Below are 24145 nucleotides of genomic sequence, written 5' to 3' on the forward strand. Positions count from 1 at the left end.
GTTAGTGTTTTTAGACTGGAGTCGTATTTGGTTTAAAATCAGCAGGAATTTCAAAACGTTCTTCGTTCATTTCCACACGATCCGCAGGTTGTTCTTCCTTGCGTTTTGTTGCCAAGAATCGTATTTCTTCTACAATGACTTCGGTGACATAGATGCGCGTTCCTTCCTTGTCGTAGGAACGGCTATGTATCCGCCCTGTCACGCCAACGAGTGAACCTTTTCCACAATACTTGACGGTCAGATCCGCCAGTTTGCCGAAAATCGTACAGTTGATGAAGTCCGCTTCATCTTTTTTGTAGCCGTTTGGTACAGCAATCGCAAAGCTTGTCAGCCCCCTTCCATCTTGAAGTGTTCGAAGGGCTGGGTCTCTGGTCAGCCGACCGATTAGTGCAACCTTGTTCACAGTTCTCACCTCCCTTCTCGCACAGCATACTTCAAGGTGTTGAGTGCTGGCAAATGGACAAAATGGAGTTTTCATAGCCGTTTTTAGCCATTTTCGTCATTTTTCGCTGTGAAAATTTCATTTTCAGAGGAGTTTCGGTGTGAAAACTTTAATTTGATCGTTTCGTAAATTTTTTTTGCGCTATGCTATACTTGTGAAAATGCAGTGATTTGGAGGCCAAACTTAGTTATGAAAACATTTAAAGTGATCGAGACATCTATTTTGAGTCAACACGAATCAAAACTTGTTCCAATCGAAGATGGTATTATCATCAATCAGGAAAACTCTTCTCGTTCCTGGGCGATCGAGTTGTTTACGACGAAAGATTTGAAACCGTATTTTGATGATTTAGTGGCTACACAAGAAATCGTAGAAGCCCGCGTTGTGATCTCATACCCTGAGAATGAACCCGCTCCGTTTGAGGTGATGGCCTACTCCGTCAAACAGGTCGGCGATTCGATTTCTGTATTGTTCCGCGGCACGTTGAAGCAAGCGCGCCGAAAGTACGCAGAAGGATTGCTTGCTGAGTTGATTGAAGATGGTTTTGAAGGCGATGCGCTTCTTGAGCGGTTTGAGAAGGCGATGAAAGAGCGGCCAGTTTTGAAAGAGGATGAGGACGCTTAAGATGTGGAGCCGACTGGTCAGAAATTGTGCGCTCTAAGATGTTGAGTTCCACTACGGGGCTGCTTTCCGTGGGCGCTGCGTGAGCTTCCTCGTCGCAGGCTCCTGCGGGATCTCACGGCAGACTGGAATCCCACTGGAGTCAACCCCTCCCTTCCACTAAGTGCCCAGCACAATTTACCAATAGTTCCCAAAAGGTACCTGGACCCCATACAATTTCAACACAATTTATAATTATCCATTTTCTAACACAGGAATGCGTGGTGGCATTGCATACTTAGTGAATAGTCATGAATGTCAGAATAGTGTTTGGGACAGGTACCTATAAAAAAGGATGAAAAAACCTCCTTTCGCAAAAGACTCATCACAGCAAAGTGACTGCTGTTAGTCTGTTACAGAAAGAAGGCATTATTCGGGAGTCGCACACATTACCAAATCCTAACGGGTAGTATGAAATCGACTACACCGCACATATTAGTTTGTAGAGTCTTCAACTTTTGGTCCGATTGCAAACAAGATATCTGCTTCGCATGCAATTTCTCCATCTACTGTAGCGATGGCATGACCTTTTCCAAGAGAACCGCGCAGACGCGTTAGTTCTACTTCTAAGCGAAGTTGGTCACCTGGTTTGACTTGGCGCTTAAAGCGACAGTTGTCGATGCCTGTGAAGAAAGCGAGACGACCTTTGTACTCTGGCATTTGTAGGACAGCGGTTGCGCCTACTTGTGCTAGAGCTTCCACGATGAGGACACCTGGCATTACAGGATACCCTGGGAAGTGGCCATTGAAGTAGTCTTCATTAATGGATACATTTTTTAAGCCGACTGCACGTTTTCCTTCTTCCATCTCTAAAATCCGATCGACTAGTAAAAATGGATAACGGTGTGGCAAAATCGCTTGAATTTGTTCTGTCGTCAACATACAAAATTCCCCCCTTATTCAGTCGTACCATTCATAATATCAAGAATGTGTTGATAGGTTTCCCATTTTAAAGCGTCTGTGGGGTCGCCGCCACCAATAACGGCATAGCCCACTGTAAGTCCAGCAACGATTGCACCTGCAATAAAGAGAAGGACAAGGATGACGCGTAACCAAATCGGGAACATACGAATTTGGACCCAACGTGTTGGCTTTTGCGGCTTCTGCTCTGTGGTCTTCTGTTGTTCCTCATTAGTAGTTTCACGAGCAGCTTTCGCTTGTTTACGTGTCACTACTTTTTTTTCTTCTTCCATTCCACTTGCTCCTTTACATGGCCTTTAGCGTCGTGATGATTTGCTGATCCCGTCTAGAATCATACCCGTTCCAATGGCTACGCAATCCATTGGATGTTCCGCTAAGAAGACCGGTACTTTAAGTTCATCTGTTAGCAAGTGATCCATCCCGTGAAGAAGTGCGCCTCCACCTGTGATGATTACACCGCGATCGATGATGTCTGCTGAAAGTTCAGGTGGTGTCTTTTCCAACACATTTTTACATGCTTGGACGATGACAGCGACCGACTCATGCAGCGCTTTTTCAATTTCTTCTGAAGCGATGGTAATCGTGCGTGGTAAGCCTGTCACCATATCGCGTCCACGAATCTCCATTGTCTCGTTTCGGCCTCCTGGATAGACTGTGCCGATTTCCATCTTTATAGTCTCTGCTGTTCGTTCTCCGATCAACAGTTTGTATTCACGCTTGATATACTGCGAAATGTCATGGTCAAATACATCGCCTGCCACTTTGATGGACTCAGAAGTCACGATGTCCCCCATTGAGAGTACAGCAACGTCTGTCGTGCCTCCACCAATGTCGACAACCATGTTACCACTTGGTTGGTAGATGTCCATTCCCGCACCAATTGCAGCTACTTTTGGTTCTTCTTCGAGGTAGACTTTTTTCCCGCCAGATTTTTCCGCCGCTTCGCGGATTGCTTTTTGCTCAACACTTGTAATATTGGTTGGACAGCAAATCAGGATACGAGGCTTCGTGAACATACCTTTTACGTTCAGTTTATTGATGAAATGCTTCAGCATTTTTTCCGTTACATCAAAGTCAGCAATGACACCGTCTTTTAAAGGACGAATTGCCACAATATTTTCAGGAGTACGTCCTAGCATTTTACGCGCTTCTTCGCCTACAGCGATTACTTGGCGCGTTTGTCGGTTCAGCGCAACTACGGATGGTTCGTTTAAAACTATCCCTTTTCCTTTTACATGGATCAGCACGTTGGCTGTACCCAAATCTATGCCTATATCTTTTGAAAACATTCTCGTCGGGGTCTCCCTTCCCAGCCTATCTCTCTTAGGTATCTCAACTTTTAATTTTATCACACTATTTGTCGAAACGTATAATTTTTTTGAGGATTGCGTCTTTTAGAAGCATAAAAAAACAGCCCCTCTATGCAGAGAAGCTGTTTGAAATTATATAGGATAGTATATGGAATTAGACCGGTTGTACTTCGCGTTCTACTGTCTCTGTACCAACTCGTTCAACGTCTGCCCCTAATGCTGCTAGTTTCTTGTCAAAATTCACATATCCACGATCTAAGTGTTTCAATTCTGTAACACGAGTTACACCATTTGCTACAAGTCCCGCTAGGATAAGTGCTGCAGCTGCACGTAAATCTGTAGCGGCTACTTCTGCACCTTGTAAGTCTGATGGGTTCTCCATGATTACTGAACGTCCTTCGATCTTCAAGTTTCCGTTCATGCGTCGGAATTCTTCAACGTGCATGAAGCGATTCTCAAATACCGTTTCCGTGATAATGCCTGTACCATGAGCCGTCATCATTAGTGCCATCATTTGTGATTGCACGTCTGTTGGGAATCCTGGGTGTGGCATTGTCTTGATATCTACTGATTTCAGTTCGCCTTCTGCTTTAATACGAAGACCTGCTTCAGTCTCAGTGATTTCAACGCCCATTTCCTGCATCTTCGAGATAAGTGCTGTCATATGTTCTGGAACAGCGTTTTCGATTGTTACATCGCCACGTGTGATAGCCGCTGCTACCATGAACGTTCCAGCTTCGATGCGGTCAGGAATGATTGTGTGTTCTGCACCTGTTAGTTCAGCGACACCTTCAATTTTGATTACGTCTGTACCAGCACCTTTAACTTTACCACCCATGTTGTTGATAAAGTTTGCTAAGTCGACGATTTCTGGCTCTTTTGCTGCGTTCTCGATAACAGTTGTACCTTCAGCAAGTGCTGCAGCTGTCATGATGTTTTCTGTTGCACCAACGCTTGGGAAATCGAGATAGATTTTCGCCCCTTGAAGGCGTCCTTTCGTGCGGGCTTCTACAAAACCTTGACCGAATGAGATAGTCGCTCCCATTGCTTCGAAACCTTTTAAGTGTTGATCGATTGGACGACTTCCGATTGCACAGCCGCCTGGAAGTGCTACACGAGCAAATCCATTACGCGCTAAGATTGGCCCCATGACAAGGATGGATGCACGCATTTTGCGAACATACTCGAATTGCGCTTCGCTTTCGAGTGGTGCTGTCGAATCAATGATTACTTGATTCATTTCGGGTTTGTAGTCGATTGTTGTGTTGAGGCTGCGAAGAACCTCGTTAATTGTATTTACATCTGCAAGAGATGGTACTTCGTTGATGATGTTCTTTCCTTTTGAAGCGAGAAGTGCTGCAGCAAGTACTGGTAACACTGCATTTTTAGCTCCTTCTACTCTTACGTTTCCTGTTAAAGCGCGCCCGCCTTTTACGATAATTTTATCCAATTTGGTTACCTCCAAAGAATTGACATGGCCTTCATATATACATTCACATACGGAATTTGTTGAAATTAGGGTATTAAAACACAATTTACATCATACAATGAAATGAGAAGTCTGACAAGTAACTTAATCCCCTAATTTCACAAGTCTAGTTGCAACTATAGTATGTGTTTTCTCTCTAATGTTCAGCTAACTTTTAGATACCCTGGTACGTTCTACTTAAACATGATACGACAGATTATTTCCCGGGAAATAGAAAATTTTCGAACCCCGTCGAACTATGGACACATCCTAGAATAAGTATTGGAGCTGGGACGACCAGTTCATGAGTTGTAAGAAGAAGTTTCCAGCCGTTGTACCGATAACTAAGCTAAGCAAAATCATCATCACTTGGACTTGAAATACATGGCCTTTTTTAAACACAACATCTAATCGCACACTTTGCAGTCCATAGAAAGCAATGGCTATGAAAAAGAGATGGACACTGATGGCAATTATTGATTCAATCGCTAGATCTGTTGCTAACACAAGCTCTCTCTCCTTTCACATACTTCTCATTATACCTATAGTTTATGAGAATTTGGTGAGAGCCTTTGAAGAAGTTGTGAAACTTTTCAAAAACGAGTTAACTAGTAGGTGATTCGCAGTCTTTTGTCGTTTTATGGGGGTTGGGTTTGGGGTTTTAGAATGGGTTGAAGTAATTGAGGTTTGGTTTAGAGGAACGTGGGGAGCCGTTCCCGTAGGTTAGGTTAAAATGCGCTTAGTTATTTATTTGGGCAAAGAATAATAAGTCGATTTTCCACTGCCAGATTTGGTGCAGTTTAGTTTGGTGAGGGCTCGTAAAATTGTATCTCTGCATCCGTAGCCTAAAAACTCTTGTATTTCTTTCCGTTTCAATTGAGATCCAACTATTCGAAACATACTTATAATTGTGTCGTTGAGTATAGATAGGTCCACCTTCTGACAAACAGTGCAACTAAACACTCGTTCATTCTTCATAGTTTGCAGCTGCTGTTCACACTCTAAACAAAATATACCTTTTATTAATTTATTTGGATCAAATGAGTAGCGGTTACATAAGGGTAATTCTTTGAAGTTCTTGTTCAAAGCATTAAATGAACGAACAACTTTCTGGAATTGCTCTCTGTCGCAAAGTTCTGGTAGGTCATTAAGTTTTTCAATATAGAAATCAACTTGGTTTTTATACAAGACTTTTGTGGATTGAGGAAAGGAAGCGATTTTAGCATTCGGATGGCTAAATACAATGGCGGAGTATATTGGTAATCTACTTTCTATGTTAGTTAATATATTTTCTATCGCTCTCTTATTCCTGGTTAATTGATGAATCGGACAGGCTAATTTTTCTTGCACGCCTTCAAATGTTCGAATGATGTGAGCAGGATTCTCTTGAAATTCGATTTCGCCTCTAATATTTTTGATCTCTAAATGGAGGATGTATCGATTTGTGATTACTAAAGTATCAAACTGAAAGTAGTTGCCGAATTTAGATTGGGTGTGGAAGTCAGGGATAATGGAGTGGAGTTTTGGGAAAGGAATGTTTTCGAGAATACGATCTATTTTAAGTTCTCCGTCGTGCCCAGCTTTGGCAGTTGCATATAATTTAGTGAAATATGCTTTCTCATTCACATTACTTTCGGGAATTCTAAGGGACAGTTGCTTTAGAGCGAGGAGCTGGTCACGTCTATCTCGTATAATTGGTTTGGTTTTAATGTAAGTCGTCATGAATTTTCTCCTTTTTTGTTTAGTTTAGCTGAAGTGACTTCATTTGAAAAGAATCTACTGAATTAAGTTCTAGTATTACAATGATCAAGGATATTTGTGTTGATGTTATCGAGATGAGTTTATTTTTCGTCGCTGAAATTGTGGTTTGCGTCGCTGGATCTTCAGGATTCGTCGCTAGATTCGGAACTTTCGTCGCTCACAGTGACTGTACTGGCTCTTTCGTCGCTAGAATTGCGGTTTGCGTCGCTGGATCTTCAGGATTCGTCGCTAGACTCGGAACTTTCGTCGCTCACAGTGACTGTACTGGCTCTTGCGTCGCTGGATCTTCAGGATTCGTCGCTAGATTCAGAACTTTCGTCGCTCACAGTGACTGTACTGGCTCTTTCGTCGCTAGAATTGCGATTTGCGTCGCGGAATCTTCAGGATTCGTCGCTAGATTCGGAACTTTCGTCGCTCACAGTGACTGTACTGGCTCTTTCGTCGCTGGAATTGTGGTTTGCGTCGCTGGATCTGCATGACTCGTCGCTGGATTTGTAACTTTCGTCGCTCACAGTGACTGTACTGGCTCTTTCGTTGCTAGAATTGCGATTTGCATCGCTGGATCTTCAGGATTCGTCGCTAGATTCGGAACTTTCGTCGCTCACAGTGAAATTTAATGTCCCAAAGCCCTTCCAAACAAAAGCCCTTCAACACTCCAAGCCCTTATGTCCCAAAGCCCTTCCTAGCAAAAGCCCTTTAACACTCCAAGCCCTTATGCCCTCAAGCCCTTGAAAAAAATCCACAACAAAAAACCGCACCCCCAGAACTGGGAGTGCGGCGAGTGGATCTTACATATTACCCTCTTTAACGTTGATACGATTCATGGCACGCTGTAACGCAAGTTCCGCACGCTTGAAATCGACGTTATCTTGTTTAGACTGCACGCGTTCTTCCGCACGACGAAGTGCTTCTTTAGCACGAGCAGCGTCAATAGATTCAGCAAGCTCTGCAGAAGGTGTCAAAACTGATACCTGCTGAGGGCGAACTTCAACGAAGCCGCCGCTGATAGCAACATACTCGACTTTGCCATCACGCTTGAGCTTCACTGCACCAATTTCAAGAGGTGCGACCATTGGAATATGCCCTGGCAAAATCCCAACTTCACCTGTGACCGTTTTGGCGATCACCATATCTACTTGACCATCGTATACTGGGCCGTCTGGAGTGACAATATTGACTGTTAATGTCGGCATTTGCTTTCCTCCTGGTCCCGTGTATTAGGCTTCTACACCCATAGCTTTAGCTTTTTCGATTACTTCTTCGATGCGTCCAACTAGACGGAATGCATCTTCTGGAAGGTGGTCGTATTTGCCTTCAAGGATTTGTTTGAACCCTTGAACTGTTTCTTTAACTGGTACGTAAGAACCTTGTTGACCTGTGAACTGCTCCGCTACGTGGAAGTTCTGAGACAGGTAGAACTGGATACGACGTGCACGGTTAACTGTTTGCTTGTCGTCATCAGATAACTCGTCCATACCTAGGATGGCGATGATATCTTGAAGCTCACGGTAACGCTGTAAAGTAGACTGAACTTGACGAGCTACTGTGTAGTGCTCTTCTCCAACGATTTCCGGAGAAAGTGCACGTGAAGTAGAAGCAAGTGGATCTACCGCAGGGTAAATACCCATTTCAGAAAGTTTACGCTCAAGGTTTGTTGTTGCATCTAAGTGAGCGAATGTTGTTGCTGGAGCTGGATCCGTGTAGTCATCGGCTGGTACATAGATCGCTTGGATCGATGTTACAGAACCTGTTGACGTAGACGTGATACGCTCTTGCAGTTGACCCATTTCCGTTGCAAGTGTTGGCTGGTAACCAACGGCAGATGGCATACGACCTAGAAGTGCCGATACCTCAGAACCTGCTTGCGTGAAGCGGAAGATGTTGTCGATGAAGAGAAGTACGTCTGCACCCTGCTCATCACGGAAATACTCAGCCATTGTCAAACCAGATAGAGCTACGCGCATACGTGCTCCAGGTGGCTCGTTCATTTGACCGAATACCATTGCTGTTTGTTTGATTACGCCAGAATCGCTCATCTCGTGGAATAAGTCGTTTCCTTCACGTGTACGCTCACCAACACCTGCGAATACAGAGATACCCGCGTGCTCTTGTGCGATGTTGTTGATTAGTTCTTGGATAAGAACCGTTTTCCCTACTCCGGCACCACCGAAGAGACCGATTTTACCACCTTTGATGTATGGTGCTAAAAGGTCTACTACTTTGATTCCAGTTTCAAGGATTTCAACTTCTGTTGAAAGGTTTTCGAAAGTTGGTGCTAGACGGTGGATTGGATCACGACGTTCTGAAGTCGGGATTTCTTCTCCTAAGTCAATAACTTCTCCTAATACGTTGAATACGCGACCAAGTGTTGCGTTTCCAACTGGAACAGAGATAGCTGCACCCAAGTCTGTTACTTCCTCGCCACGCTTCAAACCATCTGTTGAAGACATTGCGATCGTACGAACTGAATCGTCCCCTAAGTGTAACGCTACTTCTAGTGTTAGTGTAGAAGGCGCTTCATTTGGACGCTCGATCGCTACAGTTAATGCATTGTAGATTTCTGGTAGTTGGCCGTTGCTGAACTTTACGTCAACAACCGGTCCCATTACCTGTAGAACATGTCCTTTGTTCACTACTGTTCCCTCCTGTCTTACTCTATTCTAATGCTGCCGCTCCGCCGACGATCTCCGTAATTTCTTGCGTGATCGCAGCTTGACGCGCACGGTTATATACTAATGTCAAACTATTGATTAAATCGGATGCATTGTCTGTTGCACTCTTCATTGCTGTCATACGTGCAGCATGTTCACTTGCTTTTCCGTCGAGTAACGCACCGAAGATTAAGCTCTCAGCGTACTGCGGAAGCAATACTTCTAAGATCGCTTCAGGAGACGGCTCGAATTCATACGATGCTGTTCCTGCCTCTGGTGCGATATCCGTTAATGGCAGTACCTTCTTCTCAGTGACTTCCTGAGAAATGGCACTGACAAAGTGGTTGTAGTACATATAAAGTTCATCATACGTACCTTCTGTGAACATACCAACAGCTTTGCGTGCAATCTCTTTAATGTCTGCGAAAGACGGCTGATCCGGAAGTCCAACTTCCGACTCAATCACGTTCGCTCCGCGTTTTGCAAAGAAGTCACGACCCATACGTCCGATTGCAAAGATGACGTACTCATCCGCTGAAGCATGACGAGTGTTGATTGCCGTTGTTACCGCACGTAGAACGTTCGCATTGTAAGCACCTGCTAGACCACGGTCAGATGTAATGACGAGGTAAGCAGTCTTTTTGACAGGACGAGACGTGAGCATTGGGTGACTTGCGTCAGCTGAACCGGATGCAATCGCTGCAACGACTTCTTGAATTTTCCCCATGTATGGAACGTATGCTTTTGCATTCGTTTCTGCACGGTTCAATTTCGAAGCCGAAACCATTTGCATGGCTCTTGTGATCTGACTAGTTTTCTTTGTAGACGTAATTCGATTTTTTACATCGCGTAATGATGCCACTGGTATTTCACCACCTTATCGTTTTTTATTCGAACTTATTCGCTTGCTGCAAATGTCTTTTTGAACTCGTTGATAGCGTTCACTAGATCTTCGTCTGCAGGAAGGTCTTTAGTTGTACGAATGTGATCTAAAACGTTTGTGTGGTTTGAATCTAACCAGCTAAGAAGTTCGTTTTCGAAACGACGAACATCATTTAATGCTACATCGTCAAGAAGTCCACGTGTTAGAGCGTAAAGAATGATAACTTGCTTCTCAACTTTGATCGGTGAGTTCAAGTCTTGCTTCAATACTTCAACAGTACGTTGACCACGGTTAAGTTTTGCTTGAGTAGATGCATCTAGATCTGAACCGAACTGAGCGAATGCTTCTAGTTCACGGAAAGCCGCTAAGTCAAGACGTAGTGTACCCGCTACTTTTTTCATTGCTTTGATCTGGGCAGAACCACCAACACGTGATACAGAAAGACCTGCGTTGATTGCTGGACGTACACCAGAGAAGAATAAATCAGACTGTAAGAAGATCTGACCATCTGTGATTGAAATTACGTTTGTTGGAATGTAAGCTGAGATATCCCCTGCTTGTGTTTCAACGAACGGTAATGCAGTGATTGAACCTGCACCAAGTGTTTCATTCAACTTTGCAGCGCGCTCAAGTAGACGGCTGTGCAAGTAGAATACATCCCCTGGATATGCTTCACGACCTGGAGGACGTTTTAATAGTAGTGAAAGCTCACGGTAAGCCGCAGCTTGTTTAGAAAGATCATCGTACACGACAAGAACGTGCTTGCCTTGGAACATGAATTCTTCTGCCATTGTTACACCTGCATAAGGAGCTAGGTATAGTAATGGAGATGGTTGAGAAGCCGAAGCTGTTACAACGATTGTGTAATCTAATGCGCCTTTTTTACGTAAAGTTTCTACTACGTTACGTACAGTAGATTCTTTTTGTCCAATAGCAACATAGATACAGATCATGTTTTGGTCCGCTTGGTTAAGGATCGTATCGATCGCAACAGATGTTTTACCTGTTTGACGGTCACCGATGATTAACTCACGCTGTCCACGACCGATTGGCACTAGTGCATCGATCGCTTTGATACCTGTTTGAAGTGGCTCGTGAACCGATTTACGCGCCATAACACCTTGTGCTGGGCTTTCGATTGGACGAGTTGTTGTTGTTTCGATAGGACCTTGCCCATCAAGTGGCATACCAAGTGGGTTTACTACACGCCCGATAAGCGCTTCTCCTACTGGTACTTCCATAATACGGCCTGTACGACGTACTTCATCGCCTTCTTTGATGTCTGTGTATGGTCCAAGGATAACGATACCTACGTTGTTTTCCTCAAGGTTTTGCGCCATACCAAGTACACCTGTTGAGAACTCAAGAAGCTCTCCAGCCATGACGTTGTCGAGACCATGAGCACGAGCGATACCGTCACCGACTTGGATAACTGTACCCACATCGCTTACTTTCATTTCAGATTCGTAGTTTTGAATCTGCTGCTTAATCAAGACACTGATTTCTTCAGCTTTGATGCTCATGTATGTCACCTCTCATATTTCTATAGTATTAACCGATCAAGTTACGCTTCAAGCGAGTAAGTTTAGAACTTAATGTGTTGTCGTAAATGCGGTTTCCGATTTGAATGCGTAGGCCACCAATTAAGGATGGGTCTACTACGTTATGAATATTTAAAGAACCTTTGCCTACTTCTTGTGCGAATGCAGAAGAGATGTGTGCACGTTCTTCGTCTGTTAGAGCGCGTGTTGAGTAAACCGTTGCTTCCGCAATTCCTTGTGCTTCGTTTGATAGAGCACTGAATTCTTCCACAATGGCTGGAAGTTCGTGCAGGCGTTTCTTTTCAACAAGAAGCTGAAGTGTGTTCACAACTGCTGGGCTTGCTGAGCCGAATACTGTACGAATTAATTCTTTCTTTTTATCTAAAGAAAGTTTTGGAGAATCGAACAAGGCTTGCACGTCTGCGTCTTGTTTCCAAGCTGATTTGATTTCCGTTAAGTCCTCACGTGTTGTAACCAATGTATCGTTTTCTCGTGCCAGTTCGAATAAAGCGATGGCGTAACGCTTTGCTACTGCAGATTTGCTCACTTCGCTTCGCCTGCCTTCGCAATCGTAGCCTCGATCAATGCACGATTATCTTCTTCCGTAACTTCTTTCTCAAGCACTTTCGATGCAGCAAGTACTGACAAGGAAACAACTTCCTCACGTACAGCAGCAATCGCGCGTGCTTTTTCAGTTTCAATCTCACGTACAGCAGACTCTTTCAAGCGTGCTGCTTCTTCACGTGCAGTTGTCATAATCTCTTCACGAGAAACGTCGCCTTGTTTCTTCGCGTTTTCAACGATTGCCAATGCTTCCGTGCGTGCTTGTTTTAGTAATTCACGTTGCTCGTCAAGTAGTTTTTGTGATTCGATACGGCTGTTTTCAGCTGCTTCGATCTCGCTCGCTACTAACTGCTCACGCTCGTTCATGATTCCCATTAATGGACCCCATGCGAATTTCTTCAACAGTACCATTAGTAATGTAAAGAAGAATAAAGTCGCTAAGATATCCCATGTATTTAAGCCCGTGGCGCCAGCCCCGAGTACCAGGTAATCAAAAGACACGATTGTTTCACTCCTTTCAAACGCTATTCCGTCGTTTTCTTGCTTCTATTGAGTAAACAAAAACTTTGTTGTTTTCTATGGTTGTTTTGCTTAAAGGAAGTGGCGGATATGCTCCGCCACTTAAGTTTTAATCAATTATTGGTTCAATGCGATGAACGCGATAACTGCTGCGATGATTGGAAGTGCCTCAACTAATGCAACCCCGATGAACATAACTGTTTGAAGTGCGCCACGTGCTTCTGGTTGGCGAGCGATACCTTCAACTGTTTTTGAAACGATAAGACCGTTACCGATACCTGCACCAAGTGCTCCTAATCCGATTGCGATAGCTGCTGCTAATAAACCTACTGAACCTGTCATTGTGTAGTTTCCTCCTAAAGTTTGGTTGGTTTTAAGTTTATACTGAAGTCCCCTTCAGTTTATATTAATGGTCGTCTGCCACTTTATGTGCCATATACACCATCGTTAACATAACAAAGATAAACGATTGGATACCCCCGATGAAGATCGAGAATCCGATCCAGGCCATACCTGGAATGATGGCTCCAATGAAGCCAAATGCACTTGCAGTTGCGAGTCCGGCGATTAGTCCGAGTAGTACCTCACCTGCGTAGATGTTTCCGTAAAGACGTAGACCAAGTGTCAACGTGTTTGCGAATTCCTCAATAACTTTTAGTGGTGCCATGAATGGCAACGGTTTTGCAAAGTCACTGATGTACCCTTTGAACCCTTTTGCTTTCACGCCGTAATAGTTAGTTAATGCGATAATCATTACAGCAAGCGTCATCGTTACAACTGGGTCAGCTGTCGGTGATTTCCACCACAAGTATCCGTCATAAACGATGGCAAATGGAAGTCCGAGGATATTCGACACAAAGATAAACATAAGAAGCGTGATTCCAAGTACATGGAAGCTTCCGCCTGTTTTCCAGTCCATGTTGCTTTTGATGATGCCTTTTACGAAGTCCATAATCCACTCCATAAAGTTTTGCATCCCTGATGGTTTGAGTTTCAAGTTACGTGTCGAAATGACAGCTATCAAAAACACGATAAGCGTCGTGATGGCAAGCATCATCAATGTCGACCAGTTTCCTGTCATACCGAGAAACTCATATTCTGGAGCTAAATGATCCACTAGTAGTTCACCTCTCTTTCGCATCTTCATTTTGTTTGCGTATCGCAAATACTAGCTGTTCTATGACCAGTAGAACATACGGTATCATTAGACCAATTACCGTACTGATCAAATGGAAATATTCAGGTAGCGATAGGGCAATCGCCACTGCCGCAATTCCTGAAGCAAAGCGTAATCCAGTACCGAGACTGACGCGCTTTTTTCCTTGATCAAAAGCACGGTCAAACTTCAGCATTCGACGCTGTAGGATCCAGAAGTTATAGAGTCCAAAGGCTGCCCCGAGACCGATGCCCGCAAATATGGTCGAATACGGCGTGAACGCTGCACCGAGCACACAGGCTGCGAGCAAAAAGAGTATGTACTTTTTCTGCCGCTGGTAAATATGAAACAAATTGAGCATTGGAATTCTCCTGAATTTAGATTCGAATGGAAGCGAGATTTTTCGCTGGTTCTGGGGTGCTTCTCAAATGAAGACGCTAGCTTGCAGAAAGTGGAATAGACAGTCGGATTTCAGTATGAAACCCCTATCATTAATATCCTTTGTAAGCATACAATAGCACCTATTTCATGTCAATTGCATCCTGTGAAAAACATCACAAGACACCTCTGTTCGACAAATTACGGACATAATTCTTTTGTTATGTTTGGAAGGGGGTGTTTTTCGAACAAAAAATCCAACAGTGCCTAGGCGCTGTTGGAGAAAATAGAGCTTTCAATTGTTATATACGAAAGTTTTACGAGACGCAAACCAAGTTGAGTGGAATGCAGGGGCTGACTCCAGTGGGATTCAAGTCGGAACGTGAGACCCCACAACGAGACGAAGTCGAAGTGAGGAGGCTCACGCCGCGCCCTCGGAAAGCAGTCCCGGAATGGAACTCAACGTTTAGAACAGTCGGCTCCACATCTAAATGGAATCGAGTTGCGCCTCCTAGAAATCCCGCAAGAAGCCATCGCGGCCTATGAAGTAAAGAGCACTTCACAGTCCACGCTGTCTTCTCGCACAATTTCTGACCAGTCGGCTCCACATCTAAAACCAAGTTGAGTGGAATGCAGGGGCTGACTCCAGTGGGATTCAAGTCGGAACGTGAGACCCCACAACGAGACGAAGTCGAAGTGAGGAGGCTCACGCCGCGCCCTCGGAAAGCAGCCCCGGAATGGAACTCAACGTTTAAAAACTTACTTCGTACCAAAAAGTCGGTCGCCTGCATCGCCAAGACCTGGCACGATATAGCCGTGATCGTTTAACTTTTCATCAAGCGCTGCGATATAAACGTCGACGTCTGGGTGTGCTTGTTGCAATAATTCGACGCCTTCTGGTGCTGCAATTAAGCACATGAATTTGATGCTTGTTGCTCCGCGCTTTTTCAGTGAGTTGATGGCTTCGATTGCTGAACCGCCTGTAGCAAGCATTGGGTCAACGACGATAAAGTCGCGCTCTTCCACGTCTGCTGGCAATTTCACATAGTATTCGACCGGTTGCAACGTTTGTGGGTCACGGTAAAGACCGATGTGTCCAACTTTTGCTGCCGGAATCAATTTTAAGATACCATCTACCATTCCGATTCCTGCACGTAGGATTGGTACGATACCCATCTTCTTCCCTGCAAGAACTTTTGATTTTGTGACGGTTACAGGTGTCTCTACTTCCGTTTCGACTAGTGGCATGTCTCGTGTGATTTCAAAGGCCATCAGTGTTGCGACCTCATCGACTAACTCGCGAAATTCTTTTGTTCCTGTCTCTACGCTGCGGATATACGTTAATTTATGTTGAATCAGTGGGTGATCAAATACGAAAACTTTTGACATCCTGTTCACTCCTCTTCATTTCATTCTGACCTATTATAGCAAAAAAAAGAGAAGACTTTCTAGGTCTCCTCAGTTTTGATTATTTCGTCTATTTGCGCGAGAGGTAATGGCTTATAGAAATAGTACCCTTGTCCGATAGAACAACTCATTCCACGCAGTAAAATCATTTGTTCATAGGTCTCAATGCCCTCTGCAACGGCTCGAATATCGAGTTTGTCAGCGAGATCGATAATTGTTTGGACCACCGCTCGTGTTCCACTCGTATGAATTTGTGAGATGAAACTCCGGTCTAATTTAATTTCAGAGATCGGAAGTTCATGCAAATAACTGAGTGATGAATAGCCAATTCCAAAGTCATCGATGGAGCAACGAATCCCCTCTTTTGCGAGATTTTTCAAAATCGTCTTTGCCTGCTCCAAGTCTTCAAGGCGAATACTTTCTGTCAGCTCCAGCACAATGCATTCTGATGGGAGGTCGTAGCCTTTTAACAATCGAAGTAAACTTTCTAAAAAGCCAGATTGATAAAAGTGATTCGGCGAGATGTTCACTGCCACTGGGTAAAGGTATTTGTGTTTAGATTGGCGGTCACTTTGCCATGATAAAACTTTATTTAAAATAATCATCTCGAGTTGGTCAATTTTACCCGCGCTCTCGGTCGCTTCGATGAAGTCGACTGGAGAAACGATGCCAAGACGGCTCGAGTTCCAACGCGCAAGTGCTTCAAAACTGATGATCCGACCGCTCTCCATATCGACTTTCGGTTGCAAATGGACATCAAATTCCTGCTCCCGCAAGCCAATTTCAATGGCACTTTGCAATTCCATATTGCGTTTGATTGCCTCGTCCATCTCGACGGAATAATAACAAACTTGCTCCCCATTGCGTTTTTTCGCTTCCGACAAAGCAAGGTCCGCTTGGCGAATGAGCTGCGTCACTTCATCACCTTTTTGATACGGTACGACACCAATATGAAGAGGGAGAAAAATTTCCATTTGATCGATTTTGATTGGGAAATGACCAGCTCGTAGGAGCAGTTCTAGAATATCTCGGAAATCTTCCCGCCTTGTATTCCCTGCCAAAATAAGCGTTGTGCTCGTAAAGCGTGCCATCACATAGTTGTAGTCTTCCAAGATTCCTTCTAATCGACGACCTAATTCTTTCAACACTAGGGATGCGATTTCTCGTCCAAACATATCGACAATTTCCGGATGGTTTGTCGGTGTAACGATTGCGACAAATCCATTTTCTGAGTCCTCATCCAAATCTTTGACCTCTGTATAAAAATAGTTCATATTGGCAAGGCCGGTTTCCTGGTCTTGATACGCCAAATGCAGAATTTTTTCTTGATCCGCTGCATTGCGGAATGCGAGTAGAACGAGCGGCACGATTTTTTGAATAAACGCCATTTCGAGTTTCGTAGGGCTAATACTTTCGCGGAAATAAACACCGAACGTCCCTATCGTTTGCCGCTGGTGATTGACAATCGGGAAACTCCAACACGCCTTAAACCCATAAAGATTCGGACCTTCCCCGATATACGGAATCCAATTTGGGGAGTTCTCAACATCCTCTGTGATGACAACTTGCTGATGGTAAGCTGCTGCTCCACACGTTCCAGAATTCGGCCCAATCTCTAGACCCTCTATTACTTTTGAATACTCTTTCGGTAAAGACTTGGTGGCAAGTCCATAGAGATGGCCATCGCGCACGTGCATGATGCTACACATCGAACCTTCTGTGAAAAACTGCTCTACTTTATAACAAATTTCTTGAAGAAGTGAACTGATGGCATAGCCTTTTTCAATTCCTTCATAGATCTCTGCTTGCATTTCAATGATAGACTCTTGTTGTTTTTGGACAGTAATATCGGATAGGAAAGCTACTTCAAAAACTGGATTGCTGTGATTATCCCGAAAAGTCTGACCGATTAGATTAAACCAAATAGGCAATCGGTCTTTACGAAATAATACGACTTCACGCCGGACCGATACGTTTTCAGTAAAATCTGCTTCGATTAATTCTTCATACCCATTCATTTCTTGATTGCTATAGAGGAATGAGACACTTTCACCGATTAGTTCTTCTGATGTATAGCCAAATTTTTTATTGCATGCTTCGTTGACATACACGATGGGTTTTCCTGGAAGTTTAGGGTCCCGAACGATATAACTTGTATCAAACTGACTGCCAATCTTTTTAATCCAGTGCAAGAGTTCTGTACGCATCTTGCTATCGGTCTGTTGGCTCATACCCGCACTCCTCTGCTGATTAGTCACGAACGTTTTCTTTAGTTTACGGAAAATTGCGATAAAAAGCCACCTCGATTTTTTAGTAGAGGTGGCTCGGAGTTACTATAAATTATGCGTAAAGTGGGAACTTGTCTGTTAACGCCTTCACGCGCTCTTTAGAAGATGTTAAAGTTGCTTCGTCTTCATGATTTTTCAGAAGATCTGCGATAATTTTACCGATCTCTTTCATCTCATCTTCTTTGAATCCACGCGATGTGACAGCTGGCGTTCCAATTCGAATACCAGAAGTGACGAACGGGCTTTCTTGGTCGAATGGAATTGTATTCTTGTTGACTGTGATGCCGACTTCATCAAGGACATGCTCTGCTACTTTCCCAGTCAATCCTAAACCTTTTACATCGATCAAAAACACATGGTTGTCTGTGCCACCAGATACGATGCGCACGCCTTCTTCAGAAAGTGTTGCAGCAAGTGCTTGTGCGTTGTCGATTACTTGTTGTTGATACGTTTTGAAGTCGTCTTGAAGCGCTTCGCCGAATGCAACCGCTTTTGCCGCAATCACATGCATAAGTGGTCCACCTTGAATACCTGGGAAGATTGTCTTGTCGATTTTTTTTGCCCACTCTTCAGTAGTCAAAATTAATCCACCACGTGGTCCACGAAGTGTTTTATGTGTAGTCGATGTGACAAAGTGCGAATGTGGTACTGGATTTGGATGCAAACCAGCAGCGACAAGTCCTGCGATGTGCGCCATATCGACCATTAAATATGCACCGACTTCATCTGCGATTTCACGGAACTTCGCGAAGTCAATTGTGCGTGAGTATGCACTTGCTCCTGCTACGATCATTTTCGGCTTATGCTCAAGCGCTTTTTGTCGAACATCTTCATAATCGATCAGTTCGGTTTCTTTGTTGACACCGTACTCAACGAAGTTGTACTGAATTCCACTGAAGTTAACAGGTGAACCGTGTGTTAAATGCCCACCGTGTGAAAGGTTCATTCCAAGGATTGTGTCCCCTTGCTCAAGTGCTGTCATGTAGACCGCCATGTTCGCTTGTGAACCAGAGTGTGGCTGGACGTTGGCGTGTTCTGCACCGAATAGTTCTTTTAAACGGTCACGTGCGATGTTTTCAACGACATCGACGTGCTCACATCCACCGTAATAGCGTTTCGCAGGATAGCCTTCTGCATATTTATTTGTCAGTACAGAGCCTTGCGCTTCCATAACAGCTTGTGTGACAAAGTTTTCAGAGGCGATCAGTTCGATATTGGCCTGCTGACGCTTTTTTTCGTTTTCCATTGCTTCGAATACGGCTTGGTCTTGCGCTTGAATGTTTTTCACTATGATGTTCCTCCTAGTTTCCATAAAATGCACGTCGTCCACCAATGAGCTTTGGACGTGTGGTAGCCGTGGTGACGATGGCATCACCAATCATCTTCACGGATGTTCGAACAGGTACAGCGACTTCTTTCAAATGCATCCCAATCAATGTTTGACCAATATCAATGCCTGCATGCGCGCGAATGTTCTCTACGACGACTGGGTCATGGAACTGTTCATAGGCATAGGCAGACATGGGACCGCCTGCAGATGGGACCGGTATAACCGATACTTCTTCGAGCTGAAACTTGTCAGCCGTTTCGCGACACATGGTGAGTGCGCGGTTTATATGTTCACAGCCTTGAAACGCAAGATAAACACCTTTTCGTCTTGCGAATTCCTCGAGGGGCTCAAAAAGTGCCTCTGCAACTTCCGTGGCCCCCGCTGTTCCAATTTTCTTCCCGATAACTTCTGAGGTGGAGCAGCCGACGACAAAGAGTGTGGCCGGTTTGATGTCCGTGAGTTGTTCGAATTCGTCCAGCAGCTGTTCAAGTTGTGCTTTCCACTGGCTTGTTGCTTCCATTCCAAACGCCTCCCTCATAGGAATTGATTTAGTTGTTTTCTTCGATTTGTGCAATTTTGTTGATACGTGTTTCGTGACGGCCGCCTTCGAATTCGTTCTCGAGCCAAGTCGATACGATTTCGCGAGCAAGACCTGCCCCAATGACACGCTCACCCATTGCAAGGATATTTGAGTTGTTGTGGCATTTTGTCATTTTTGCAGAAAATACGTCGTGGACGAGCGCACAACGAATACCTTTGTATTTGTTAGCGGCAATCGACATTCCGATTCCAGTTCCACAAATCAAAATTCCTGAATCAAACTCGCCTCCTGCAACGCCTTCACATACTGGCTTTGCATAGTCTGGGTAGTCCACAGAGTCTTTTGTTTGGGGACCGAAGTCTGTGACTTGATGGCCTAGTTCTTCTAGAAGCGAGACAATTTCTTTTCGTAAGTTGTTTCCGCCATGGTCGGATGAAATGGCAATGTTCACGTGCATTCCCTCATTTCTGTATCATTCGTTCAAGTCCATCATATCATTAATTTTTGTCGTTGTGGAGATGCAGTCGGTGAAGTGCTTTTTGTTGCAATTGTTCAAGTTGATACAGTGTAAACTGATAATCTTGCAAGTTCCCTCCAAACGGATCTGCAATTTCAAATGCATTTTCTGGATCTGCAAATTCCGAATAGGTGTGGACCTTATCGCGATTTTCTGGATACGCATGGAGAAGCGCATGCTTGTGACTCGTTGTCATCGTCAACACTACATCCGCCCAGTCCAGTAGGTCTGCTGTCACGGGTTGAGAAGCATGCGAAGCATCTACTCCCTTTTCAGCTAAGGCTTGTTTGGCATGATAGGACATGTCCGCTCCATGGATTGCATAGACACCAGCCGATTGAATTTCGACGCCCTCAAGCTCGCGCCAAATTGCTGCTGCCATTGGACTACGACATGTATTTCCTGTACAAACAAATAAAATGTTCATAGAAAGTCATCTCCTTTTTACCCCTCGTGGTTATCTCATAACCAAGTACCGCCCGCAGCTTTCTCGAGACGGTTCATCAATGCTTTGCCGACTCCTTCAGCTGGGAAAGCGGCCGCCACAATCAAATCGACTTCTACTTGATTACATGCCCGAAGTGCATTAAACAAGTGCCGGCTAATAGACTCGAGTGACGCGTCAGTCCCGAGTGACAAAAACTCATCGTGAGGAAGGTGGCGATACTTTTCTGGAGCCACCAGCGCAATTTTTTTACCCATTCTGCTCAGCTCTTCCATTTTGTCACCAGTCATTGCCTGATCTAAATATGCTAAGTAAACCGGTGCATCTGGGGCATAATGCGTGTATTTCATTCCCGGAGCTTTTGGAGCCTGTTCTTCGCGAAGACGACCTGCACCTTGCATGTCTCCAATCACGTCTTGGAGCATTTCTTCTGTGATGGAACCTGGACGCAATAGTGCGGGTGGTTGAACGGTAAAGTCAACAATCGTCGATTCCAATCCGGCCGTTGCAGGTCCTCCATCCACAATCATTGGAATGCGTCCCTCTAAATCTTCAACAACGTGACTTGCCGCAGTGGGGCTAGGTTTGCCACTGCGATTTGCGCTTGGTGCCGCTATAGGAATGTTCGCAAATTCAAGAAGTTCATGGGCAACGGGATGCGCCGGCATTCGCACACCGACTGTGGATAACCCAGCTGACACGGCTGGCGCAAGCGCCCCTTCTTTCAAAGGTAAAATTACCGTTAACGGACCCGGCCAGAATGCATCCATCGCTTTTTGTGCAAGTTCTGGAATATACGCGATGAACCCTTGCAGTTGCTCGGTTTTTCCTACATGAACAATAAGTGGATTATCAGAAGGACGACCCTTTGCCTCGTAGATTTTAGCAACAGCTTGAGGATTTCTCGCATCTGCACCAAGGCCGTATACAGTCTCTGTCGGGAAAGCCACTACTTCTCCAGCGACCCACTTATCCACAATTTGTTGATAACTTTTAAGGTTATCCCCATCTCTATCCACATGTACAAACTTTGTCATTTCGCGTCATCCTTCTTGTAAACTGATTTTATCCCCATCCTGTGGAGAACTATCGTCATCATCTGTGGAAAACCATCGCTTCCATAGTGTGACAAAAAACGATTTTGGCTCTTCGACATCCTTCTCGTCGTAGCAACTATTTTTCACGAGGATACACCAAAAGTTGTCTCCACGTCCATCTAATAAGATCCATAAAAAATGTTCAGCGGTGCCTAGCCGATTTAGTAAATTTTGAAAATGAGTCATCCCGATTCTCCCTTGAAATCAGCATGACCCACTTTCTACTACTCTATTCATAAAGTTGCAAAAACCATTCGGTCGCGTCCGTTTAAATCTTCAACGACTTCCACTTTCGCTGTCGGAAGAGCTTGCTCTAGCAGTAGTTTAACTGCTGGACCTTGCAAATACCCGATTTCAAAACCGACGATGGCCTGCGCACTTAGTAGTTCTGGTAACCTTGCACACATCTTTTTGTAGAAATAAAGCCCCTCGTCTTCTGCAAAAAGAGCGAGGTGTGGTTCGTGGTCGAGAACATTGCCGTGCATCACCTGCTTTTCCACCTCAGCAATGTACGGCGGATTGGAAACAAAAATATCCCACTTCTCCCCTTCAATCGGCTCGGTCATATCCCCTTGCAAGAATTGAACGTCTGCTTGTAGAAAAACAGCATTGTGTCGCGCGACTTCTAGAGCTTGAGACGAGATATCCACAGCATGGACCTCAGCTTCTGGAATCTCCAGTTTCAAAGTCGTTGCGATGCATCCAGTACCTGTCCCGATATCCACAATTCGAACGGGTCGCTTACCAAATAAAGTTTTCTTACGTTGTATGAGTTGCTCGATCAATTCTTCCGTTTCCGGACGAGGAATGAGGACATCCGGAGTCACTTTGAAATGACGGCCGTAAAATTCAGCTACTCCGCTTACATACTGATACGGCGTTCCGGTTGCGATTTGTTCAATTCCTTTTTCGTACTTTGTAATTTTATCTTCCGGAAATGGATCGAACTGCTTCATCATCACATCACTGGACGTGAACTGTAAAACATCTTGCAAGAAAAACTTTGCAGCAAGTCCTTCTTGTCCGTTTGCCTCTAAATAAGAAGAAGCCCATGAGAGGGCCTCTTGAATTGTATTAAATCGTGCTTTCATTCATCTTCTCCAGCTTTTCGGCTTGATCTTCGATAATCAATGCTTCAATGACTTCATCGATTTTGCCTTCCATAATCTGGTCAAGTTTTTGGATTGTCAGGCCGATACGATGGTCTGTTACACGATTTTGCGGGAAGTTGTACGTACGGATACGCTCAGAACGGTCACCCGTTCCAACTGCTGATTTACGTACAGCATCGTATTCCGCTTGTGCTTCTTGACGATACTTGTCCGCAACACGCGCACGCAGTACTTTCATCGCTTTTTCTTTATTTTTGATTTGCGATTTTTCATCCTGACACGTCACGACTGTATTCGTTGGAATGTGTGTTAGACGAACCGCTGACATCGTCGTATTAACCGATTGTCCACCGGCACCAGACGATGCATACGCGTCGAAACGAATGTCTTTGTCGTGAATTTCCACATCGACTTCTTCCACTTCCGGTAGACAGGCAACTGTCGCAGTTGACGTATGGATACGCCCACCCGACTCCGTTTCAGGAACACGTTGCACGCGGTGTGCACCGTTTTCATACTTCAATTTTGAGAAAGCTCCGTTTCCAGCAATCATGAAGACGACTTCTTTGAAACCACCAAGCCCTGTAGGAGAAGAATCCATAATATCAATTTTCCAGCCATTTGTTTCAGCAAAGCGGCTGTACATGCGGAATAAGCTTCCAGCAAACAAGGCTGCCTCGTCTCCACCTGCTGCTCCGCGGATTTCCATGATGACGTTTTTGTCATCGTTCGGGTCTTTCGGAATCAATAAAATGTGCAGGCGTTCTTCGAGTTTTTCGATTTGCGCCTCCAGTTCATTGACTTCTTCTTTGACCATTTCGCGCATGTCTGCGTCGAGTTTGTCATCTAACATTTCTTTAGCTTCTGCCAATTGTTCTTTTGCTGCCTTGTATTCACGGTAAGCATCGACTGTTTCTTGTAGGTCCGATTGCTCTTTTGAGTACTGGCGAAGCTTGTTTGTATCATTGACGATTTCCGGGTCCGATAGCATTTCGTTCAGCTTGTCATAGCGGTCTTCAACGGCTTGTAAGCGGTCAAACATAGGGACACCTCCTGGGGCGGGTTTGTTATTATTTTTTAAATACTTTTAAATGAGTAGTTGGTAATTTGTAATTTGTGCTATTTTATTGGAAATCCCTCCACCCAGGTCGTCA

At 44.5% G+C, this 24145-nt stretch carries 27 protein-coding genes; 1 reads left to right on the forward strand and 26 read right to left on the reverse strand.

Annotation, left to right across the window (positions count from 1 at the left end):
* Positions 1–10 precede the first annotated feature (10 nt).
* Positions 11–403 carry a single-stranded DNA-binding protein gene (locus ACF3OH_RS11010; RefSeq protein WP_204589769.1) on the reverse strand — a complete coding sequence of 131 codons (393 nt, stop codon included), beginning with the start codon at positions 401–403 and terminating at the stop codon, positions 11–13.
* Positions 404–631: 228 nt separating this feature from the next.
* Here ACF3OH_RS11010 and ACF3OH_RS11015 point away from each other — a divergent pair, with 228 nt between their 5' ends.
* Entirely contained in the window at positions 632–1066 is a 435-nt protein-coding gene (locus ACF3OH_RS11015) for a YwpF family protein (RefSeq protein WP_204589770.1), read from the forward strand.
* 471 nt (positions 1067–1537) lie between these two features.
* Here the strand turns inward: ACF3OH_RS11015 and fabZ are convergent, their stop codons facing one another.
* The 25 genes from fabZ to prfA form a co-directional block, all read right to left on the reverse strand.
* Positions 1538–1984, reverse strand: a complete 447-nt coding sequence (gene fabZ, locus ACF3OH_RS11020; protein WP_204589771.1) for a 3-hydroxyacyl-ACP dehydratase FabZ — start codon at positions 1982–1984, stop codon at positions 1538–1540.
* 14 nt (positions 1985–1998) lie between these two features.
* Entirely contained in the window at positions 1999–2295 is a 297-nt protein-coding gene (locus ACF3OH_RS11025) for a DNA-directed RNA polymerase subunit beta (protein ID WP_204589772.1), read from the reverse strand.
* Positions 2296–2319: 24 nt separating this feature from the next.
* Entirely contained in the window at positions 2320–3312 is a 993-nt protein-coding gene (locus ACF3OH_RS11030) for a rod shape-determining protein (RefSeq protein ID WP_204589773.1), read from the reverse strand.
* Positions 3313–3487: 175 nt separating this feature from the next.
* On the reverse strand, positions 3488–4783 hold the full coding sequence (gene murA, locus ACF3OH_RS11035) for a UDP-N-acetylglucosamine 1-carboxyvinyltransferase (protein WP_392454686.1): 1296 nt from the start codon (positions 4781–4783) through the stop codon (positions 3488–3490).
* A 288-nt stretch (positions 4784–5071) separates the two neighbouring features.
* Positions 5072–5308 (reverse strand): DUF1146 family protein, encoded by a 237-nt coding sequence (locus ACF3OH_RS11040; protein WP_204589775.1) that lies wholly within the window; start codon positions 5306–5308, stop codon positions 5072–5074.
* A 240-nt stretch (positions 5309–5548) separates the two neighbouring features.
* On the reverse strand, positions 5549–6523 hold the full coding sequence (locus ACF3OH_RS11045; RefSeq protein WP_392454687.1) for a nuclease-related domain-containing protein: 975 nt from the start codon (positions 6521–6523) through the stop codon (positions 5549–5551).
* An 827-nt stretch (positions 6524–7350) separates the two neighbouring features.
* A complete protein-coding gene (locus ACF3OH_RS11050; RefSeq protein WP_204589777.1) occupies positions 7351–7755 on the reverse strand; it encodes a F0F1 ATP synthase subunit epsilon in 405 nt (134 codons plus the stop codon).
* 24 nt (positions 7756–7779) lie between these two features.
* Positions 7780–9195, reverse strand: coding sequence for a F0F1 ATP synthase subunit beta (gene atpD, locus ACF3OH_RS11055; RefSeq protein ID WP_204589778.1), 1416 nt, complete (start codon positions 9193–9195; stop codon positions 7780–7782).
* Between the two features lie 22 nt (positions 9196–9217).
* Positions 9218–10075 (reverse strand): ATP synthase F1 subunit gamma, encoded by an 858-nt coding sequence (gene atpG / locus ACF3OH_RS11060; protein ID WP_204589779.1) that lies wholly within the window; start codon positions 10073–10075, stop codon positions 9218–9220.
* Positions 10076–10110: 35 nt separating this feature from the next.
* Complete coding sequence (gene atpA / locus ACF3OH_RS11065; protein WP_204589780.1) at positions 10111–11619, reverse strand: F0F1 ATP synthase subunit alpha; 1509 nt, start codon at positions 11617–11619, stop codon at positions 10111–10113.
* 28 nt (positions 11620–11647) lie between these two features.
* Positions 11648–12184 (reverse strand): F0F1 ATP synthase subunit delta, encoded by a 537-nt coding sequence (locus tag ACF3OH_RS11070; RefSeq protein WP_392454688.1) that lies wholly within the window; start codon positions 12182–12184, stop codon positions 11648–11650.
* Entirely contained in the window at positions 12181–12702 is a 522-nt protein-coding gene (gene atpF / locus ACF3OH_RS11075) for a F0F1 ATP synthase subunit B (RefSeq protein ID WP_204589782.1), read from the reverse strand. The genes ACF3OH_RS11070 and atpF overlap by 4 nt, the downstream gene beginning before the upstream one ends.
* Before the next feature lie 135 nt (positions 12703–12837).
* Positions 12838–13062 carry a F0F1 ATP synthase subunit C gene (gene atpE / locus ACF3OH_RS11080; protein WP_204589783.1) on the reverse strand — a complete coding sequence of 75 codons (225 nt, stop codon included), beginning with the start codon at positions 13060–13062 and terminating at the stop codon, positions 12838–12840.
* 64 nt (positions 13063–13126) lie between these two features.
* Entirely contained in the window at positions 13127–13837 is a 711-nt protein-coding gene (gene atpB, locus ACF3OH_RS11085) for a F0F1 ATP synthase subunit A (RefSeq protein ID WP_392454689.1), read from the reverse strand.
* A 7-nt stretch (positions 13838–13844) separates the two neighbouring features.
* On the reverse strand, positions 13845–14237 hold the full coding sequence (locus ACF3OH_RS11090; protein WP_204589785.1) for an ATP synthase subunit I: 393 nt from the start codon (positions 14235–14237) through the stop codon (positions 13845–13847).
* 776 nt (positions 14238–15013) lie between these two features.
* A complete protein-coding gene (upp, locus tag ACF3OH_RS11095) occupies positions 15014–15643 on the reverse strand; it encodes a uracil phosphoribosyltransferase (protein ID WP_100353390.1) in 630 nt (209 codons plus the stop codon).
* 59 nt (positions 15644–15702) lie between these two features.
* A complete protein-coding gene (locus tag ACF3OH_RS11100) occupies positions 15703–17892 on the reverse strand; it encodes an EAL domain-containing protein (RefSeq protein WP_392454690.1) in 2190 nt (729 codons plus the stop codon).
* Between the two features lie 109 nt (positions 17893–18001).
* Positions 18002–19237, reverse strand: a complete 1236-nt coding sequence (gene glyA / locus ACF3OH_RS11105; protein ID WP_392454691.1) for a serine hydroxymethyltransferase — start codon at positions 19235–19237, stop codon at positions 18002–18004.
* Positions 19238–19250: 13 nt separating this feature from the next.
* A complete protein-coding gene (locus tag ACF3OH_RS11110) occupies positions 19251–19799 on the reverse strand; it encodes a TIGR01440 family protein (protein WP_392454692.1) in 549 nt (182 codons plus the stop codon).
* A 28-nt stretch (positions 19800–19827) separates the two neighbouring features.
* Positions 19828–20271 carry a ribose 5-phosphate isomerase B gene (gene rpiB / locus ACF3OH_RS11115; protein WP_392454693.1) on the reverse strand — a complete coding sequence of 148 codons (444 nt, stop codon included), beginning with the start codon at positions 20269–20271 and terminating at the stop codon, positions 19828–19830.
* Between the two features lie 46 nt (positions 20272–20317).
* The gene (locus ACF3OH_RS11120; protein WP_392454694.1) at positions 20318–20764 is read right to left on the reverse strand and encodes a low molecular weight protein arginine phosphatase; all 447 of its coding nucleotides are present in this window, start codon (positions 20762–20764) and stop codon (positions 20318–20320) included.
* A gap of 35 nt (positions 20765–20799) precedes the next feature.
* Complete coding sequence (locus ACF3OH_RS11125) at positions 20800–21819, reverse strand: L-threonylcarbamoyladenylate synthase (RefSeq protein ID WP_392454695.1); 1020 nt, start codon at positions 21817–21819, stop codon at positions 20800–20802.
* A gap of 6 nt (positions 21820–21825) precedes the next feature.
* Entirely contained in the window at positions 21826–22065 is a 240-nt protein-coding gene (locus ACF3OH_RS11130; RefSeq protein WP_392454696.1) for a hypothetical protein, read from the reverse strand.
* A 47-nt stretch (positions 22066–22112) separates the two neighbouring features.
* A complete protein-coding gene (gene prmC, locus ACF3OH_RS11135; protein ID WP_392454697.1) occupies positions 22113–22970 on the reverse strand; it encodes a peptide chain release factor N(5)-glutamine methyltransferase in 858 nt (285 codons plus the stop codon).
* The gene (gene prfA / locus ACF3OH_RS11140) at positions 22954–24033 is read right to left on the reverse strand and encodes a peptide chain release factor 1 (protein ID WP_392454698.1); all 1080 of its coding nucleotides are present in this window, start codon (positions 24031–24033) and stop codon (positions 22954–22956) included. The genes prmC and prfA overlap by 17 nt, the downstream gene beginning before the upstream one ends.
* Between the last annotated feature and the right edge of the window lie 112 nt (positions 24034–24145).

The organism is Chryseomicrobium aureum (assembly GCF_043182735.1).
Classification (GTDB): domain Bacteria; phylum Bacillota; class Bacilli; order Bacillales_A; family Planococcaceae; genus Chryseomicrobium; species Chryseomicrobium aureum.

Excerpts from the sequence above, each read along its gene's own strand:
- atpA (WP_204589780.1), bottom strand. The coding sequence starts at position 11,619 with ATGAGCATCAAAGCTGAAGAAATCAGTGTCTTGATTAAGCAGCAGATT.
- upp (WP_100353390.1), bottom strand. The coding sequence starts at position 15,643 with ATGTCAAAAGTTTTCGTATTTGATCACCCACTGATTCAACATAAATTA.
- ACF3OH_RS11025 (WP_204589772.1), bottom strand. The coding sequence starts at position 2,295 with ATGGAAGAAGAAAAAAAAGTAGTGACACGTAAACAAGCGAAAGCTGCT.
- ACF3OH_RS11045 (WP_392454687.1), bottom strand. The coding sequence starts at position 6,523 with ATGACGACTTACATTAAAACCAAACCAATTATACGAGATAGACGTGAC.
- ACF3OH_RS11030 (WP_204589773.1), bottom strand. The coding sequence starts at position 3,312 with ATGTTTTCAAAAGATATAGGCATAGATTTGGGTACAGCCAACGTGCTG.
- atpE (WP_204589783.1), bottom strand. The coding sequence starts at position 13,062 with ATGACAGGTTCAGTAGGTTTATTAGCAGCAGCTATCGCAATCGGATTA.
- fabZ (WP_204589771.1), bottom strand. The coding sequence starts at position 1,984 with ATGTTGACGACAGAACAAATTCAAGCGATTTTGCCACACCGTTATCCA.
- ACF3OH_RS11100 (WP_392454690.1), bottom strand. The coding sequence starts at position 17,892 with ATGAGCCAACAGACCGATAGCAAGATGCGTACAGAACTCTTGCACTGG.
- ACF3OH_RS11120 (WP_392454694.1), bottom strand. The coding sequence starts at position 20,764 with ATGAACATTTTATTTGTTTGTACAGGAAATACATGTCGTAGTCCAATG.
- ACF3OH_RS11130 (WP_392454696.1), bottom strand. The coding sequence starts at position 22,065 with ATGACTCATTTTCAAAATTTACTAAATCGGCTAGGCACCGCTGAACAT.
- ACF3OH_RS11125 (WP_392454695.1), bottom strand. The coding sequence starts at position 21,819 with ATGACAAAGTTTGTACATGTGGATAGAGATGGGGATAACCTTAAAAGT.
- prfA (WP_392454698.1), bottom strand. The coding sequence starts at position 24,033 with ATGTTTGACCGCTTACAAGCCGTTGAAGACCGCTATGACAAGCTGAAC.
- ACF3OH_RS11110 (WP_392454692.1), bottom strand. The coding sequence starts at position 19,799 with ATGGAAGCAACAAGCCAGTGGAAAGCACAACTTGAACAGCTGCTGGAC.
- ACF3OH_RS11050 (WP_204589777.1), bottom strand. The coding sequence starts at position 7,755 with ATGCCGACATTAACAGTCAATATTGTCACTCCAGACGGCCCAGTATAC.
- ACF3OH_RS11015 (WP_204589770.1), top strand. The coding sequence starts at position 632 with ATGAAAACATTTAAAGTGATCGAGACATCTATTTTGAGTCAACACGAA.
- prmC (WP_392454697.1), bottom strand. The coding sequence starts at position 22,970 with ATGAAAGCACGATTTAATACAATTCAAGAGGCCCTCTCATGGGCTTCT.
- ACF3OH_RS11090 (WP_204589785.1), bottom strand. The coding sequence starts at position 14,237 with ATGCTCAATTTGTTTCATATTTACCAGCGGCAGAAAAAGTACATACTC.